Here is a 17,136-nt window from a genome sequence, read left to right as displayed (position 1 = left end):
CTGTATGGAGATACCATGTCCGACGTCATTATCACCGCCAGCGACGCCTCGCTGGAGACCTTGCTCAATAATAGCGACACGCCGATCTTGCTCGATCTGTGGGCGCCCTGGTGCCAGCCCTGCAAAGCGCTGGCGCCGCTGCTGGAGACGCTGGCCGAAAATGCCGACCAGCAGCTGACCGTGGCGAAACTGGACGTCGAACAATACCCGGCGGTGATGCGGCGTTTCGGCGTGCGCAGCATTCCCACCCTGCTGCTATTCCGCAACGGCGAGGAAGTCTCGCGGCAAATCGGCATGAAAACCCTGGCTCAACTGCGGGGATGGCTGGCGTCACACCAGATCGCCCTGGAGCAGCACGCGCCGCCGACCGCCAATGCCTCCCTGCGCTGGGGAGCATTCTACGGCGACCCGTCGCTGCACGAATTCCTGTTTCAGCGCCTGCGGCGGCATGCCGCGGAGGGCCGCATCGAAAAGGCATTCTCCCCCTACTGGCTGGATAATAAAGGCACGACCTCGGCGGCGCTGGCGCACAGCGCGCAGATTGAAGTCTTCGAACGGGTTACCGGCCTGCCCGCCGCCATCGCCTGTCTGCTGGAGAATCTACCCGCCGCCACGCCGGCGCAGGTGGATGCGCTGGCGAACGCCCTGCTTCCCGGCAAGGACGTCGGGGATGTGCCGTTACGCTGGCTGCACATGTGGCTGGGCGACAGTTTTTATCCGTGGACGGAGTGGCTGGCGGAACCGGCGCTGGATGATTTGCGCCGTCAGTGGCTGGAGCACGCCGGCCGGCACCTTGCCGGCGCGCCGGCGGAGGAAACCGCCTGGGCGGCGCTGCATCAGCAGGCGACGGCATTGCTGCAAAACGCCGATAGCGGGCAGGAACTGGAAAAATATATCGCCGCCCTGCTCGCCCTGCTTTCTCCGTCGCCGGATGCCGCCGACGCCCAAAGCTGGCGCGCCATCGCCATACAGCTCGGCTTTGCGCTGGCGCAGCTGGTGCAAATTCAGGCGGGCTGGAGCCATGCGGAGCGGGCAATCCCCGCGCAACGCGTCGCATGGTTCAAAGCACGGGAAGCCGCCGCTGGAGGAAACCAGCTGACGGATAAGCAAATCGTCGAATTACGCGCCCGGTGGCTGGAGGAGAATCCGCAATTTTCCGCCAAAGAAGAGGCGTTCTATCGCCACTACCCGTCACATCTGGCGACGCTCAGGGCGCCGCTGGAGGAACAATGGTGGTCGCTGCTCCATAACGCGCCGCGCTTTCGCGCGCCGCTGGAGTGAATCACGCCGATGCTTACTCCCCCGCGGGGAATGCAACGCCATCGCCCGCCTGCGCCCAGTTGCGCCAATGCAGGCTGGCGAGCGGATCTTCGTCATGCAATGCCGCCGCGGTCTCCTCGCGCCACCGTTGCAATAGCGCCTTTTTTCCCGCCAGACCGAGGATTTTCGCCGCCGATGCCGGATCGGTCGCTTGTTCCACCAGCAAACGCAATGCCGGCAATGCCAGCGGGGAACGGAAAACCAGCCGGGACAGCGCGGCGAAACTCGCCTCCATCGGCCGGCTGGCGAACGCAAACCCCGCCAGCGCGCGCCAGTCTTCCTGTTCCAGTTCGCTGGCGTCGTTCAACGCTACAGGCAACTCCAGCGGAATAAGACGGCGCAGCCAGAACCAATCCCGCGCCAGCTGCCGGGTGGCCTGCCCGACCAGTAAACGGCCTGCGGCGCTCAGGGGCAATAACGCCATGGCGCTGTAACAGCCGCTGCTGGCTTCAAGATGGCTGCCGATCCGCGCCAGTTGAAAACCGCATGAACGCCAGAAAGCCCACAGATCCGGCTGGTAGCCGAAGCTGACCGACAGATAATCCAATCCCTGAGAGTGCGCCGCGCGCCGTTGATGGTCGACCAGCGCCCGGCCGATGCCCTGGCGCCGCCAGGCGGCCGCCACGGCGATACGGCTGACGCGGCGCGAGCGCAGCGTCGGCGCGCTCCATTGTCCGCCGTGCGCGGCCAGCGACTGCGCCACCAGATTGCCGCGCGGACGGCGCCGCCCGGCCCAGATCTGATGCGCCAGTTCGCGGGATAAGCCCCCTTCATCCACCATCCACAGCACGCCGCACGGCTCGTCGGAGATATTAGCGCTGTAGATATGCATGCCGGGCGCATCCAGCAGACGGCGTAAATCAAGGGGCGAGGTGCGGTAGTGCGCGCTGCATAACAACGCATAGCATTGCTGTAAGCGCTGCGGCCGCCGCAGCCAGTCGGCGGCGCTTTCTTCACGCGGCTCGGGGGCGGAGCCTGACGGCGCCGGCTGGCCAACGTTCTCTGTCAGGCCGGGTTCCGCAAACAGCAGCGCATTATCCAGCACGCGCTCCAGCGGATCGTCGTCAGCCCAGCGTAGCGGCTCATTAAGGGTAAAAACCCGGCATTGCGGCAGCGAGGCGCAAAACTTGAGCAGAAAACCGCGCCCGGTGCCTTCATATCCCTGCACGGTGGTGGTCATCAAAATACGCGGGAAATAGGGCAGCAGCGCCGTCAGTACCGAAGAAGGGATCGCCGCCGCTTCATCGATCAATAACCAATCAACCGCGGGCCGCGGATTGCGGCGGCAATGCTCCAGCAGCGCATCGGGCGCCCAGAAGCGGGTATCGTCGCGGGCATGCCGTTGCAGTACGTCGGTGGCCGTGCGGGAAGGCGCGGTAGCCCAGCACGCTCCCGCGCAGCCTCGGGTCAACATGCCCGCCAGCGCCGACTTGCCCCGGCCGCGCGGCGCAGTGACCACATAGGCGCCCGGCGACGCCGCGTCGAGCTGCTGTAAGATATGCCGTTGCCGAACCGTCGGCTCGCCGTCGGCGGGCTGGCGCTCAGGCCGCGAACGCAGCGGGCTGATTGCCGGCGTCTCGCCCTGACGCCAGACGGCGACTTCATCGTCCGCCAGCAAATGCCGTTGAAGATGGCGGACAAAATGGGGCGTGGGGATCGGCTGGGGCCGTTCACTCCAGCGCAGGCTGTCTTCATCCGGCTGATTCACCCACGATTGCCATTCCGGCGCCAGCAGGATCAGCCAGCTTCCGGCGCGCAGCGTGCCCGAGAGCATCGCCCAGGCTTCCACGTCCAGCCCCCGGCGGGCATCAAATATCGCATGGGTGAACTCCCGCCCGAGCAAGGTACGCACCTTGGCGGCGGCTAATGACGTCACGCCTGGCGGCGCAGGCGAACCGATCCACAGCCAGTCGCCGTCCATTTGACCGCGCAGCGTCAACGCCTGGATTTCACACCAGCCAGGCTCCCCGCTCAGCACCATCAGGCGCCGCACGCGGCTGCGCCGCTGTCGGCGCTGGCCGTTGACGAAATCGGAGAAGAAGTCTTTCATGGCAAAAACGATCAGGTTTTGCCGATCAGTAAAGAGAGGATGCCGGCGGCAATCAACGGCCCGACAGGCACGCCGCGGAACAACGCCACGCCCAGAACCGTACCGACCAGCAGTCCGGCGACCACCGAGGGTTGGCTGCTCATCAGGGAAACGCCTCGTCCCCCCAGCCAGGACACGACGACGCCGATAACAATGGCCAGCAGCGATTTCCAGCTCAGAAAAGAGTTAATGACGTCCGCCGCGGTGATTTTCCCGCTGGCAATCGGCGTCATCACGCCAATGGTGAGAATGACAATCCCAATCGTCAGACCGTATTTTTCTATCCACGGGAAATAGTTATTCAGCGGGGTAATGCGAACGGCCAATAAAATCAGAATAGCCAGCGTAACGGTCATGTTGTGACTGATAATACCCAGTCCGGCCAGCACCAGCAGGATCAACAGCGTTGGATCAAAATAGGCCATGAAAAATCCTTGCCCGCATAACAGAAAAGAAAATGATGAATGAGCGGCTTGCGCCAAGGCGGGCAATAATAGCACTAATCAATAGGCGGCGCAGGATGAAAGGCCAAACGTTCAGTAAGGTTGTCAGACCTGCCCGGCATCCGACAACCCGGAACGGAAACGATTGCGCAGCTAGTCCAATTTTACGCCGATACGGTGGGCGACTTCTTCATAGGCTTCAATCAGGCCGCCGAGGCTCTGGCGGAAGCGGTCTTTGTCCATTTTGTTCAGCGTGTCCTTATCCCACAGGCGGCTGCCGTCCGGAGAGAACTCATCGCCCAGCACCACTTCGCCTTTAAACAAGCCGAACTCCAGTTTGAAGTCCACCAGAATCAGGCCGGCGTCGCCGAACAGTTTGCTCAGCACCTCATTCGCCTGGTAACTCAGTTCCTTCATGCGCGCCAGGTTCTCTTCGCTCACCCAGCCAAAGGTTTTGCAGTAAGACTCGTTCACCATGGGGTCGTGAAGGGCGTCGTTTTTCAGGAACAGGTCAAACAGCGGCGGGTTCAGTTCGATACCCTCTTCAACGCCCAGACGTTTTACCAGCGACCCGGCGGCGCGGTTACGCACCACGCACTCCACCGGCACCATATCCAGCTTTTTCACCAGCACTTCGGTATCGGAAAGCAGGCTCACCATTTGCGTCGGGATCCCGGCTTGCTCCAGTTTGCTCATAATGAAATGGTTGAACTTGTTGTTCACCATCCCTTTCCGATCAAACTGCTCAATGCGAGCGCCATCCCCTGCTGACGTATCATTGCGAAACTCCAGCACCAGCAGGTCAGGATCTTCGGTGGTGTAGACGGTTTTCGCCTTCCCACGATACAACTCAGCTAGCTTTTGCATCTTTATTACTCCACACAGTGAGGGCCAGGCGCACCGGGCCCGAAAATTTAACGCCTAGATTGTTTAATGAAGAAGGGCCGGATAATCCGACCCTTGCGAGTTACTTACTGAATGCCGCCTGGAATACCGCCACCAGCGCGTCATTTTGCGACTGACTCAGCGTATGTCCTTTGGAGTCGATAAACTGCAGACTGCTGCGGTTACCGAGATCGCCGACCTGCAATTTGTAATCGCCGTTGGGCAGTTCGGGATCTTTCGCCCCTAACGCCTCCCAGGCGCTGCTGCCCGGCGCCCTGTAGGTGACGGAAACCGAGCCCTGAGGACGGCTGCGATCGCTAACCTTCATCCCGATGCTGTCCAGGGCCGCCGGCAAACGATCCCATACCAGGGTATAAGGCCCGCGCACCACCAGCAGCGGCAGGCCGGTATCGTCCGCTCCGCTCTGCACGTCCAGCGTACCGCTGGTTCGCTGCGCCAGCGCGTTTTCACGCGCGGTGGCCTGGCTGTCCAACGACTCGCTGATGGTATTCAGCATCAAGCCCGCGTAGCGTTGGATTTGCGCCGGCTCGGCGACCGGAGTGTTCTGCTGCTGCAATGCCAGCAGTTTAACCACCAGCGCTATCTGATACCCTTGCTGCTGAACGGTTATCTGATAGCGGCCCTGATATTGCACATCTTCATCCTGGCGCGTCCAGGTGATCCAGTCCGTGGTCAGCGTCTGCTGAGCGTCCTGGCGGCTGGCGATGGTGAAATTCTTATCCTGTAGAATACGCACCACCTGGGACCAAAGCTGGCTGTTTTGCGCGCTGTTTTCCAATAACAGCGTTGCCGTATCCCCCGAGATCTGGGTGCGCGAACCACTCAGCAAAGCCAACGGCTGCACCGGCGGACGAATATCCAGTTCTTTGCCTACCGCGCCCTTCTGCGTTACCGGCGGGATGTCATATTCTCCGTTCTGCAACGGTAAAATCATACCGGCCGGCGTGTTCAGCGCTTTTTGCGTCGGCGTCTGCAGATAGGATTCATCGCCGCTAACCTGCCGCTTGTAGCGCTGGTCGCTGGAACAAGCCGCCAACAGCATCACTAATGATACGCCGACAACTTTCGCCACCATCGACTTTTGCAGTGAATCAGTCATTCAATCTCCCTAACGGTTACAGCAAACCCGCATGCTTCAATGCGCGCGCCACCGCCGTGCGACCTGAATCAGTCAGCGGCGTCATGGGCAGGCGAAGCGTATCGGTCGCCACAAGTCCCAATTCCTTACAGGCCCACTTCACCGGGATCGGATTGGGTTCAATAAATAATTTCTGATGCAACGGCATCAGGCGCTGATTTAAACGGCGCGCTTCAACAAAGTTGCCCTGCGCCGCCAGCCGGCAAAGCTCCGCCATTTCACGCGCGGCGACGTTCGCCGTCACGGAAATCACCCCTTTACCGCCGAGCTGCATAAAGTCCAGTCCGATATCGTCATTGCCGCTCAGCAGGATGAAGTCTTCACTAACCAGCTCTTGGATCTGACTTACCCGGCTTAAGTTCCCCGTCGCCTCTTTAATCGCGACAATATTTTTAATTTCGGACAATCGCGCCACGGTTTCCGGCAGCAGGTCGCAACCGGTGCGGGAGGGAACGTTATACAGGATTTGCGGCAGGTCGGTATGTTCGGCGATGGCTTTGAAGTGCTGATACAGCCCTTCTTGCGTCGGCCGATTGTAGTACGGCGTGACCGACAGGCAGCCGGCGACCCCGGTGCCGTGAAAGCGCTTGGTCAGCGAAACGGCTTCCGCGGTGGCGTTGGCGCCGGTTCCGGCGATCACCGGGATGCGGCCGTCGCTCAGTTCCAGCGTGCTCATCACCACGTCGCCATGTTCCTCGTGGCTCAGCGTGGCGGACTCCCCCGTCGTTCCCACAGAGACAATCGCCGATGTGCCGCTGGCGACATGATAATCAATCAGTTTTTTCAGGCTGGCGCGGTCGACGGCGCCTTTGGCGTCCATCGGCGTAACCAGCGCAACAATACTTCCCGTAAACATTGGCCGTCCCCTCCACAAACAAGTGCCTCATGGTACTTTTGAGTTCTATGCAAAAGCAAGCGCGCAACGGCATTGTAGGCGTCTGGCACAGGTTTTTTTATGATACCGCCAGCAGCATTAACAACGCTTCTGAGTTTTTTATGGCGGGCCGCCGCGAGCGGCGTTAAAAATTGCTCCCGGCTTTTTATGGCGGGCTGTCCCTGCCCGCCACCCTTCGGGCCGCCGCAAGCGGCGTTAAAAATTGCTCCCGGCTTTTTATGGCGGGCTGTCCCTGCCCGCCCCCCTTCGGGCCGCCGCGAGCGGCGTTAAAAATTGCTCCCGGCAATTTTTTATGGTTACCATGTGAATATCTCTGGAAAACGCACAGGAAGCATCATTTTGCCGAGTCCACAAGAACACTATCTGGTTATCACCGCCGTGGGGGCCGACCGTTCAGGCATCGTTAACGCGATCACCCGCCACGTCAGCAGTTGCGGCTGTAATATCGAAGATAGCCGTCTTGCCATGCTGGGCGAAGAATTTACCTTTATCATGTTGCTTTCCGGCAGTTGGAACGCCATTGCGCAGATTGAATCCACCCTGCCGCTGAAGGGGGCGGAGATGGATTTGCTGATCGTGATGAAACGCACGGAATCGCAGGCGCGGCCGCCCATGCCGTCCACCGTTTGGGTCAAAGTGGATGTGGCGGATTCGCCGCACATCATCGAGCGCTTTACCGATTTATTTGACTCCCATCAGATGAACATTGCCGAACTGGTCTCGAAGACCCGGCCCGCCGAGGGAGGACAGCCGCCGCAGCTATATATTCAAATCACCGCGCACAGTCCTGCTACGCTGTGCGGTTCAATAATTGAACCAGCCTTTTATCAGCTATGTACAGAATTGCACGCGCAAGGCAGTATTAGCGTCGTAAACTATCCACAGCATGAAGAAAAAGACGGAGAGTAGTGATGAATACACTGAAAGCCGGTGATATCGCGCCGAAATTTAGCTTGCCCGACCAGGACGGCGAGCAGATAAATTTAACCGACTTCCAGGGACAGAAGGTGTTGGTCTATTTCTACCCCAAAGCCATGACGCCAGGGTGTACCGTTCAGGCCTGCGGTCTGCGCGATAACATGGACGATCTGAAACAATATGGCGTTGAGGTTCTGGGGATCAGCACCGACAAACCGGAGAAACTGTCCCGCTTCGTCGAAAAAGAGCTATTGAACTTCACCCTGCTGTCCGACGAAGATCATCAGGTTTCGCAGGCCTTCGGCGTCTGGGGCGAAAAAACCTTTATGGGCAAAACCTATGACGGCATTCACCGCATCAGCTTCCTGATTGATGAAAACGGCAAGGTGGAAAAGGTCTTTGACGATTTCAAAACCAGCAACCACCATGACATCGTGCTGGACTACCTGAAAACCGCCTGAACGATCCCGTTCCGGCGCTATACCGGCGCCTTGCATAAGGCGCCGGTTCTGCAAACCAATCGATTTTCTTGATTCATTTATGGAAGAAAGCACGCATTTATACATCGATTAGAATGAATTTAATCGATCGTCCATTTAAGATGATACCACCGACCCTGAATGGTATCTGTCAAGCCCAAAAAACATGACAAGGCCCAACCAAGAGTAAGGTAGCTAACGCAGATTATGAAAACGGTAACCAATAGCGACCACCTGAGCCACATCATAATTAGTGGTTATAAATCAATTGCTAGCTGTGATCTACAAATGGGTTGTCTGAACGTACTGATTGGGGCCAACGGTGCGGGTAAATCCAATTTCATCAGTTTCTTTCGCCTCATTGCAACCTTACTGGATCACCGTCTGCAAACGCTGGTCAGCAAAGCAGGAGGACCAGACGTCCTGTTGCATTTCGGTCGAAAAAAAACCGAAGCGTTAAAAGGTGAATTGTTCTTTGGCAATAACGGCTATAAGTTCACGCTAGAACCCACTAACGATAATCGTATGATGTTTCAACGGGAAGCGCTCTGGTGGAACATGAGTGGTGACAAAGGCGTAAAATCAGGTCATTTTGAATCGCTGGCGGAAGAACATCGTTCAGGTATCAGGAAATATACGTTACCCGCCATGCGCCGCTGGCGCGTCTATCATTTTCATGACACCAGTGAAAGCGCCAGAGTAAAACAAATTCATCGCATTAACGATAATGACTACCTGAGAGAGGACGGGGCCAACCTGGCCGCATTTTTATACCGTTTGCAAAAAAATCATGCCGACCATTATCAGCGTATCATTAAGACCATCCAAATGGCCGCTCCATTTTTTGGCGATTTCTATCTGCGCCCCACGCCGGATAACCCAGACAGCATCCAGTTGGAATGGGTTGAAAAAGAACAAGATGTCCCTTTCAAAGCCAGCGAGCTTTCCGATGGCACCTTGCGGTTCATTCTGCTAGCCACCGTATTACTGCAACCCGAAGAATATATGCCCAGCGCCATCATCATTGATGAGCCTGAATTGGGTCTGCATCCTTATGCCATCAGCGTCCTGGCCGCGTTAATAAAAAGTGCCAGCAAACAGCATCAATTAATCGTTTCAACGCAGTCAGTGGAACTGGTTAATGAATTTGAAGCCGAAGATTTAATCGTTGTCGATAAGCATCATGGTGAATCGACATTTAAACGCCTGGAACAAGATAGCCTGCATGAATGGCTTGAAGATTACAGTTTAGGTGAGCTGTGGAAGAAAAACCTGCTTGGCGGGAGGCCGCAGCGATGACAAGGATAAACGTTTTTGTTGAAGGCCAAACGGAAGAAACCTTTGTACGCGATACGCTCGCACCCTACTTTATACGTCATGGGCTTTATCTTAATCCAATTTTAGCGCAAACAAGTCGCGGCTATAAAGGCGGTATCGTCAGCTACGGGAAAGTCAAAAATCAGGTCATTCGCCTTTGCAAAACAGATAAAAAAGCCTGGGTAACCACGTTGATCGATTACTATGGTTTACCAGCCGACTTTCCGGGTTTAGCTCACGGCAAACCGGCCAATAGTGATGTTCATAGGTGGATTTTAGAACTGGAGCAGGCCTTTCAGGCGGACATTTCGCAACCTAACTTTATCGCCAATTTTTTACTGCATGAATTTGAAGCCCTGCTGTTTTGTGAACCTGACAAATTTGCCGATTGGCTGGCTGACAAGCGCCCTATTGAGAAACTACAACAAATCAGAGCGAAATTTCCTTCCCCGGAAGAGATTCACAACAGTCCCCATACGTCTCCTTCAAAACGTATTTTATCCGTAGTGCCTGAATATCAAAAAACATTGCACGGCCCGCTGATTGCCGCAGATATTGGTTTAGACTCTATGCGTCGAGCCTGTCCCCATTTTGAGTACTGGTTAAATCGTCTGGAAGCGTTAAAAAATGCCTAGCGTAGGCTTCATCTCCGCTTTTCCACTCTGGAACCCGTAACGCGTTGCCCACGATTTTCCCGGATAAATATTTCTTTGTGCGCCATGGCTGGCTAAGATGGTTGGCAAAGCGCTGCAATATTGGCTGTTGATAAGGTTGCTTCTCATTATGTCTAACCGGTTAAGAAAAACGGTCGTTTCCGTCCTACTCGGGGCGATGATGACCGGTAATATGCTTCCCGTTCAGGCCGAGATCCAGGATCGGCTGCCGGATATCGGCACCACCGCCGGCGGCACGCTGAGCATCAATCAGGAACTGGCGATGGGCGATTTTTACGTCCGTCAATTACGCGCCGGCGCCCCGCTGATTAACGATCCGCTGTTATCCAACTACATCAACCAATTAGGCAATCGGCTGGTCAAGCAGGCCGATTCGGTGCGCACCCCTTTCCGCTTTTTCCTGATCCGCAACGATGATATCAACGCCTTCGCCTTTTTCGGCGGCAACGTGGTGATCCACTCGTCGCTCTTTCGCTATGCGGACAACGAAAGCGAGCTGGCTTCGGTATTGGCGCATGAAATTTCGCACGTTACGCAGCGCCATCTGGCGCGCGCCATGGAGTCGCAGCAGCGCAGCGCGCCGCTGACCTGGGTCGGCGCCCTGGGTTCCATTTTGCTGGCGATGGCCAACCCGCAGCTGGGGATGGCGGCGCTGAGCGGAACCATGGCCGGGGCGCAACAGGGGATAATCACCTTTACCCAGGGCAATGAACAGGAAGCGGATCGCATCGGCATTCAGGTGTTACAGCGCGCCGGCTTCGACCCGCGGGCCATGCCGAACTTTCTGCAAAAGCTGGCCGATCAATCACGCTACGCCTCGAAGCCGCCGGAAATATTGCTCACCCACCCCCTGCCGGAAAGCCGCCTGTCCGATGCCCGCAACCGGGCGAATCAGATGAGATCGACGCCGGTGCAGTCATCCCAGGATTTTCTGTTCGCCAAAATGCGCACCTTCGGCATGTACGGTTCGGAAGGCAGGCCGCTCGACGATGACCTGCTGAAGGCCTGGGCGAAAGGCAACGTACGCGAGCAGCTGGCGGCCAAATACGGCGACGCCATCCGCTTTTATCAGGCCAAGAAATACGACGAGGCGCGCAACGTGCTGCAACCGCTGCTGGACAACGCCCCGGACAACCCGTGGTTTCTGGATTTGATGACCGACATCGATCTGGGGCAAAACCGCGCCGCGCAGGCGATCGCCCGGCTGCAAAAAGCGCCGGGGGTACAGAGCAACCCGGTGCTGCAGCTCAATCTGGCGAATGCCTACGTCGAGGGGAAACAGCCCGCGGCGGCGAGCAAAATACTCTACCGCTACACCTACGCCCACGCGGACGATCCCAACGGCTGGGATCTGCTGGCGCAGGCCGCCGCCGCCCAGGGATCGCGCGCGGAAGAGTTATCCGCCCGCGCCGAAAGCCTGGCGCTGGCCGGGCAGCTCGACCAGTCTATCCGTTTGCTGAGCAACGCCAGCTCGCAGGTGAAACTCGGCAGCCTGGAACAGGCGCGCTACGACGCGCGAATCGATCAGCTGCGCCAGCTGCAGCAACGTTTCCGCCAATATCAGAAATCCTGACGGGATAAGGATCGTCACCCATGAGCAAAAATGTCACCATTTATCACAACCCGCGCTGCTCCAAAAGCCGCGAGACGCTGGCGCTGCTGCAACGGCAAGGCATTGAACCCCAGGTGGTGCCGTATCTGGAAACGCCGCCCGACGCCGCAACCCTGACGCGCCTGATTCAGCAGCTTGGTCTGAGCAGCGCGCGCGATCTGATGCGCCGCAAGGAAGAGATTTACCGGGAGCTCAATCTGGCGGATGAAACCCTGACCGAGGCGCAGCTTATCCAGGCGCTGGTCGACCATCCCAAACTGATTGAGCGGCCCATTGTGGCGGCCGGCGGGCAGGCGCGCATCGGCCGGCCGCCGGAACAGGTACTGGAAATTCTGTAAAAGGCGAAGATCCTCCGGATTACAGTCCGAGGATCTCTTTCACAAAGGGAATGGTGAGTTTGCGCTGGGCGGTGATGGAGGCATGATCGAGCTGATCCAGCGTCATAAACAGCGTGCGCATTTCCCGATCGAGCCGTTTCAGCAGAAAACGGCTGACGTCTTCCGGCAGTTCGAATCCGCGCAGTTTGGCCCGCAGTTGCAGCGCCTCCCCTTTCTCATCATCCGACAGCGGCTGAAGTTTATAGATCTGTCCCCAGTCCAGGCGGGAAGAGAGATCGGGCAAATGCAGATTGAGCTGGCGGGGAGGACGATCGCCGGTAATCAGCAGGCGGGTACGTCCGGTTTCCTGAATGCGGTTATAGAGGTTGAACATCGCCATTTCCCAGGCTTCGTCGCCGGCGATCGATTCGATATTATCGATGCATACCAGCGCCAGCTGCTCCATCCCCTCCAGCACTTCAGGCACGAAATAGGCGCGTTTATCCAGCGGCACATAGCCGACCGCGCGGTCGTGACGGGATAGCTCGGCGCAGGCCGCGTGCAGCAGATGGCTGCGTCCGCCGCCTTCCCGCGACCAAAAGTAGATATAACTGCCGTGTTCCTGGCGCAGCGCGCCGGCAATGGCGGCAAGAAGCGACGCGTTTTCTCCCGGGTAGAAACTGGCGAAGGTTTCATCATCGGGTAAATAGAGTGGCAGTGAAAGCTGTGCCGGCGTGTTCAGAATCACCTCAAGCAGGGCTGGCAGGAAAACAGAGCGAGTTTATCACAGAAACTCGGCCCTGTTGAGTCGCAGGCAACGACTCAACGGGATGACAGGCCGCGCGATAAAAAGCCGGCGCTAACGCTGAGACGGCTCTTCCGTTTCCGGCGCATCGAGAATCACTTCTTCGCTGCGAAACAGGCTAATCGCTTTAAACAGCAGGCTCATACCGATGCCGACCACCGTCGCCAGCGCCATTCCCTTCAGCTCGGCCGCGCCCAGATGCACTTTCGCCCCGCTGACGCCGATAATCAGGATCACAGAGGTCAGGATCAGGTTTTGCGCCTTGTTGTAATCCACTTTGGACTCAATCAGCACGCGGATGCCGGAAGCGCCGATCACCCCGTACAACAGCAGCGATACCCCGCCCATCACCGGTACCGGCACCGCCTGAATCGCCGCCGCCAGTTTGCCGACGCAGGAGAGCAGGATCGCCAGGATCGCCGCGCCGCCGATAACCCAGGTGCTGTACACCTTGGTGATGGCCAGCACGCCGATGTTTTCGCCGTAGGTGGTATTCGGCGTCGAACCGAAGAAGCCCGACAGCACGGTGGAAATGCCGTTGGCGAACATTGAGCGGTGCAGCCCCGGATCGCGCATTAAATCTTTCTTGACGATATTGGCGGTCACCACCAGATGTCCGACGTGCTCGGCGATCACCACCAGCGCCGCCGGCAGTATGGTCAGAATGGCGAACCATTCGAAACGCGGGGTGTAAAACGTCGGCAGGGCAAACCAGTGCGCCTGGGCGATGGGCGCAAAATCCACCACGCCCATGGCGAACGACAGCGCGTAACCGGCCAGCACGCCGATCAGGATCGGAATAATGGCCAGAAAGCCGCGAAACAGCACCGACCCCAGGATCGTCACCGCCAGCGTAACCAGTGAAATCGTCACCGCCGTGCTATCAACGGACGCGCCGTCGGCGGGCAACAGTCCCGCCATGCCCGCGGCCACGCCGGCCAGTTCCAGACCGATAACGGCGACAATCGCCCCCATCGCCGCCGGCGGGAACAGGACGTTCAGCCAGCCGGTCCCCGCTTTCTTAACGATCAGCGCCACCAGACAGAACAGTACGCCGCACATAATAAAACCACCCAGCGCCACCTCATAGCCCAGAGGCAACAGCAGTAATACCGGCGAAATAAAGGCGAAGCTCGATCCCAGATACGCCGGTATTTTTCCTTTGCAGATAAACAGATAGAGCAAGGTGCCGATACCGTTGAATAACAGTACCGTCGCCGGGTTGATTTTGAACAGGATCGGAACCAGCACGGTGGCGCCGAACATGGCGAACAGATGCTGGAAGCTCAGCGGTATGGTTTGCAACAAGGGCGGCCGTTCACTTACCCCGATGGCGCGACGAGTCATCTTTGTATCCTCTGTAACGTTGCTATTTGTTGCGACTGCGGGCGGCCCGAAGGGTGGCGGGCAGGGATAGTCCACCATAAAAAAACGCCCGGAGCGTTTTTAAACGCCGCTTGCGGCGGCCCGCAGGGTGGCGGGCAGGGATAGCCCGCCATAAAAAAACCGACTGTTTAAGTCGGCTTGCCTATTATTTGGTACCAAATATCTTGTCGCCCGCATCGCCCAGGCCCGGCATGATATAACCCTGCTCATTGAGGCCCTTATCGATCGCCGCCGTGTAGAGTTCGATATCCGGGTGCGCTTTTTCCAGCGCGGCAATGCCTTCCGGGGCGGCGACCAGCACCAGCACCTTGATGCTCTGACAGCCGGCTTTTTTCAGCAGGTCGACGGTGGCGATCATTGAGCCGCCGGTCGCCAGCATCGGGTCGACCACCAGCGCCATCCGCTCCTCGATATTGGAAACCAGTTTCTGAAAATAGGGCACCGGCTCCAGGGTCTCTTCATTGCGGTAGATACCGACCACGCTGATGCGCGCGCTGGGAACATTTTCCAGCACCCCTTCCATCATCCCCAGACCGGCGCGCAGGATCGGCACCACGGTGATTTTTTTGCCTTTGATTTGATCGACTTCAACCGGACCGCACCAACCTTCAATGGTCACTTTTTCGGTGGCTAAATCGGCCGTGGCTTCATAGGTTAATAAACTGCCCACTTCGGAAGCCAGCTCGCGAAAACGCTTGGTGCTAATCTCGCTCTCACGCATCAGACCCAGTTTATGTTTGACGAGCGGGTGTTTCACCTCGACGATCTTCATCATTATCTCCCCCTAGACTGTGGACGGTCAGAAAAACGCCGCTTGCGGCGGCCCGCAGGGTGGCGAGCGGGATAGCCCGCCATAAAAAAACGCCGGGAGCGTTTTTAAACGTCACGAAGTGACGGCCCGCAGGGTAGCGGGCAGGACGCCCACTATAAAAAAATCGCCGGATTATACCGCTTTTTTGGCTGAGTGATACAGGATTAAGCCTGATCCAGATCAACCGATAACAGAAATTGCCCACGGGGAGGAAAAATAAAAACCCGGCGACACATCGCTCGCAAACGATTGCTCGCGCTGTTAGAATTAGCGCGCTCCATTTTAACTACCGATAGCAACCTCCGTGGGGACTCCGCAGTGACCGACAAAACCTCTCTCAGCTATAAAGACGCAGGCGTGGATATTGATGCTGGCAACGCATTGGTAGACCGCATCAAAGGTGTAGTGAAACAGACCCGTCGCCCGGAAGTCATGGGTGGTCTGGGTGGTTTCGGGGCCTTGTGCGCCTTACCGCAAAAATACCGCGAACCCATTCTGGTTTCCGGCACTGACGGAGTCGGCACCAAGCTGCGTCTGGCGATGGATCTCAAACGTCACGACACCATCGGCGTCGATCTGGTCGCCATGTGCGTCAACGATCTGGTGGTGCAAGGAGCCGAACCGTTATTCTTCCTGGATTACTACGCCACCGGCAAGCTTGATGTCGACACCGCGGCCAGCGTGATTACGGGCATCGCCGAAGGCTGTAAGCAATCAGGCTGCGCGCTGGTGGGCGGCGAGACGGCGGAAATGCCGGGCATGTACCACGGCGAAGATTACGACGTCGCCGGCTTCTGCGTCGGCGTGGTCGAGAAATCCGCCATCATCGACGGCAGTAAAGTGCGCGCCGGCGACGCCCTGGTGGCCCTGGCTTCCAGCGGCCCGCATTCCAACGGCTACTCGCTGGTGCGTAAAATTCTCGACGTCAGCAAAACCGATCCGGCCCAGGTGAAACTGGAAAACCGTCCCCTGGCCGACCACCTGCTGGCGCCGACCAAAATCTACGTTAAGTCCATTCTGTCGCTGATTGAAAAAGTCGACGTCCACGCCATTTCCCACCTCACCGGCGGCGGCTTCTGGGAAAATATTCCGCGCGTGCTGCCGGAAGGCGTTCAGGCGAACATTGACGAGGCAAGCTGGCAGTGGCCGGCGGTATTCAACTGGCTGCAGCAGGCGGGTAACGTCAGCCGCCACGAAATGTATCGCACATTTAACTGCGGTGTTGGTATGATCGTCGTACTGCCCGCCGAGCAGGCAGACGAGGCCGTGGCGTTATTAAACGGCAGTGGTGAAACCGCATGGAAAATCGGCTTGATTAATCAAACCGATACCGGAGATGCAGTGGTCATTAACTGATGAAAAATTTCGTTATCTTGATATCGGGTCAGGGAAGTAATTTGCAGGCGTTGATAGACGCCTGCAAGCGCGGACGCATTAAAGGCAAGATAGCCGCGGTATTCAGTGATAATCCCGAAGCCCCTGGCCTGCGGCTGGCGCAGGACGCCGATATACCGACGCACGCCCTCAGCCCGGAAGGATTCGCCGACCGCGCCGCTTACGATGCGGCAATGGCGCAGGAAATAGAACAGTACCAACCGGCGCTGATCGTGCTGGCGGGCTATATGCGGATTCTCAGTCCCGATTTTGTCGCGCAGTTCGCCGGTAAAATACTCAATATCCATCCGTCGCTGCTGCCGAAGTATCCCGGCCTGCATACTTATCGTAAGGCGCTGGAAAACGGCGACGCCGAACACGGCGCGTCGGTGCATTTCGTCACCGACGAACTGGATGGCGGGCCGTTGATTCTGCAGGCCAAAGTCCCCGTTTTCAGCGATGATGGCGAAGAAAGCCTGCAGGAGCGGGTGCAGACGCAGGAACACACCATTTATCCCCTGGTGGTGGGCTGGTTTATCTCCGGCCGGCTGATTATGCGGGAAAATCAGGCCTGGCTGGATGGCGTGCGCGTTCCCCCGCAGGGTTACGCCGCCGAATAATCGCTTTCCCGGTTTTAAACAGCGCCGCTGCG

17 protein-coding genes are annotated in these 17,136 nt (G+C 57.8%); 9 read left to right on the top strand and 8 right to left on the bottom strand.

Annotation, left to right across the window (positions count from 1 at the left end):
* Positions 1 to 15: 15 nt before the first annotated feature.
* A complete protein-coding gene (trxA, locus tag DDT56_RS04645) occupies positions 16 to 1,281 on the top strand; it encodes a thioredoxin (RefSeq protein WP_136165329.1) in 1,266 nt (421 codons plus the stop codon).
* A gap of 13 nt (positions 1,282 to 1,294) precedes the next feature.
* Here trxA and DDT56_RS04640 read toward each other — a convergent pair whose 3' ends face one another.
* The 5 genes from DDT56_RS04640 to dapA form a co-directional block, all read right to left on the bottom strand.
* Entirely contained in the window at positions 1,295 to 3,370 is a 2,076-nt protein-coding gene (locus DDT56_RS04640; protein ID WP_136165328.1) for a tRNA(Met) cytidine acetyltransferase TmcA, read from the bottom strand.
* 11 nt (positions 3,371 to 3,381) lie between these two features.
* A complete protein-coding gene (locus DDT56_RS04635; protein ID WP_136165327.1) occupies positions 3,382 to 3,834 on the bottom strand; it encodes a DUF441 domain-containing protein in 453 nt (150 codons plus the stop codon).
* 171 nt (positions 3,835 to 4,005) lie between these two features.
* Positions 4,006 to 4,719: a phosphoribosylaminoimidazolesuccinocarboxamide synthase gene (gene purC, locus DDT56_RS04630; protein WP_136165326.1), complete on the bottom strand. Its 714-nt coding sequence runs from the start codon at positions 4,717 to 4,719 to the stop codon at positions 4,006 to 4,008.
* A gap of 100 nt (positions 4,720 to 4,819) precedes the next feature.
* A complete protein-coding gene (bamC, locus tag DDT56_RS04625; protein WP_136165325.1) occupies positions 4,820 to 5,857 on the bottom strand; it encodes an outer membrane protein assembly factor BamC in 1,038 nt (345 codons plus the stop codon).
* 16 nt (positions 5,858 to 5,873) lie between these two features.
* Complete coding sequence (gene dapA / locus DDT56_RS04620) at positions 5,874 to 6,752, bottom strand: 4-hydroxy-tetrahydrodipicolinate synthase (RefSeq protein ID WP_136165324.1); 879 nt, start codon at positions 6,750 to 6,752, stop codon at positions 5,874 to 5,876.
* A gap of 375 nt (positions 6,753 to 7,127) precedes the next feature.
* On the opposite strand from dapA, the gene DDT56_RS04615 reads away from it, so the two are divergent.
* From DDT56_RS04615 to arsC, 6 genes are all read left to right on the top strand, one after another.
* Positions 7,128 to 7,700: a glycine cleavage system transcriptional repressor gene (locus DDT56_RS04615; protein WP_210416981.1), complete on the top strand. Its 573-nt coding sequence runs from the start codon at positions 7,128 to 7,130 to the stop codon at positions 7,698 to 7,700.
* Positions 7,701 to 7,702: 2 nt separating this feature from the next.
* A complete protein-coding gene (gene bcp, locus DDT56_RS04610; RefSeq protein WP_009113858.1) occupies positions 7,703 to 8,170 on the top strand; it encodes a thioredoxin-dependent thiol peroxidase in 468 nt (155 codons plus the stop codon).
* A 225-nt stretch (positions 8,171 to 8,395) separates the two neighbouring features.
* Positions 8,396 to 9,487: an AAA family ATPase gene (locus DDT56_RS04605; protein WP_009113859.1), complete on the top strand. Its 1,092-nt coding sequence runs from the start codon at positions 8,396 to 8,398 to the stop codon at positions 9,485 to 9,487.
* Entirely contained in the window at positions 9,484 to 10,140 is a 657-nt protein-coding gene (locus tag DDT56_RS04600) for a DUF4276 family protein (protein WP_136165414.1), read from the top strand. The genes DDT56_RS04605 and DDT56_RS04600 overlap by 4 nt, the downstream gene beginning before the upstream one ends.
* A 148-nt stretch (positions 10,141 to 10,288) precedes the next feature.
* A complete protein-coding gene (gene bepA, locus DDT56_RS04595; protein WP_136165322.1) occupies positions 10,289 to 11,752 on the top strand; it encodes a beta-barrel assembly-enhancing protease in 1,464 nt (487 codons plus the stop codon).
* A gap of 20 nt (positions 11,753 to 11,772) precedes the next feature.
* Entirely contained in the window at positions 11,773 to 12,129 is a 357-nt protein-coding gene (gene arsC / locus DDT56_RS04590) for an arsenate reductase (glutaredoxin) (RefSeq protein WP_136165321.1), read from the top strand.
* A gap of 19 nt (positions 12,130 to 12,148) precedes the next feature.
* Here the strand turns inward: arsC and hda are convergent, their stop codons facing one another.
* From hda to upp, 3 genes are all read right to left on the bottom strand, one after another.
* The gene (gene hda, locus DDT56_RS04585) at positions 12,149 to 12,856 is read right to left on the bottom strand and encodes a DnaA inactivator Hda (RefSeq protein WP_136165320.1); all 708 of its coding nucleotides are present in this window, start codon (positions 12,854 to 12,856) and stop codon (positions 12,149 to 12,151) included.
* A gap of 111 nt (positions 12,857 to 12,967) precedes the next feature.
* Entirely contained in the window at positions 12,968 to 14,260 is a 1,293-nt protein-coding gene (gene uraA / locus DDT56_RS04580) for a uracil permease (RefSeq protein ID WP_136165319.1), read from the bottom strand.
* A gap of 184 nt (positions 14,261 to 14,444) precedes the next feature.
* Entirely contained in the window at positions 14,445 to 15,071 is a 627-nt protein-coding gene (gene upp / locus DDT56_RS04575) for a uracil phosphoribosyltransferase (RefSeq protein WP_136165413.1), read from the bottom strand.
* A 357-nt stretch (positions 15,072 to 15,428) separates the two neighbouring features.
* Between upp and purM the strand changes: the two genes are divergently transcribed.
* Both purM and purN read left to right on the top strand, forming a co-directional pair.
* Positions 15,429 to 16,466, top strand: coding sequence for a phosphoribosylformylglycinamidine cyclo-ligase (gene purM, locus DDT56_RS04570; RefSeq protein WP_136165318.1), 1,038 nt, complete (start codon positions 15,429 to 15,431; stop codon positions 16,464 to 16,466).
* Positions 16,466 to 17,104, top strand: coding sequence for a phosphoribosylglycinamide formyltransferase (gene purN, locus DDT56_RS04565; protein ID WP_136165317.1), 639 nt, complete (start codon positions 16,466 to 16,468; stop codon positions 17,102 to 17,104). The genes purM and purN overlap by 1 nt, the downstream gene beginning before the upstream one ends.
* The last annotated feature ends 32 nt before the right edge of the window (positions 17,105 to 17,136 follow it).

The sequence above is a fragment of the Brenneria corticis genome (assembly GCF_003115855.1).
In the GTDB taxonomy this organism is placed as follows: domain Bacteria; phylum Pseudomonadota; class Gammaproteobacteria; order Enterobacterales; family Enterobacteriaceae; genus Brenneria; species Brenneria corticis.
This window is presented reverse-complemented; position numbering and strand designations above follow the sequence as displayed.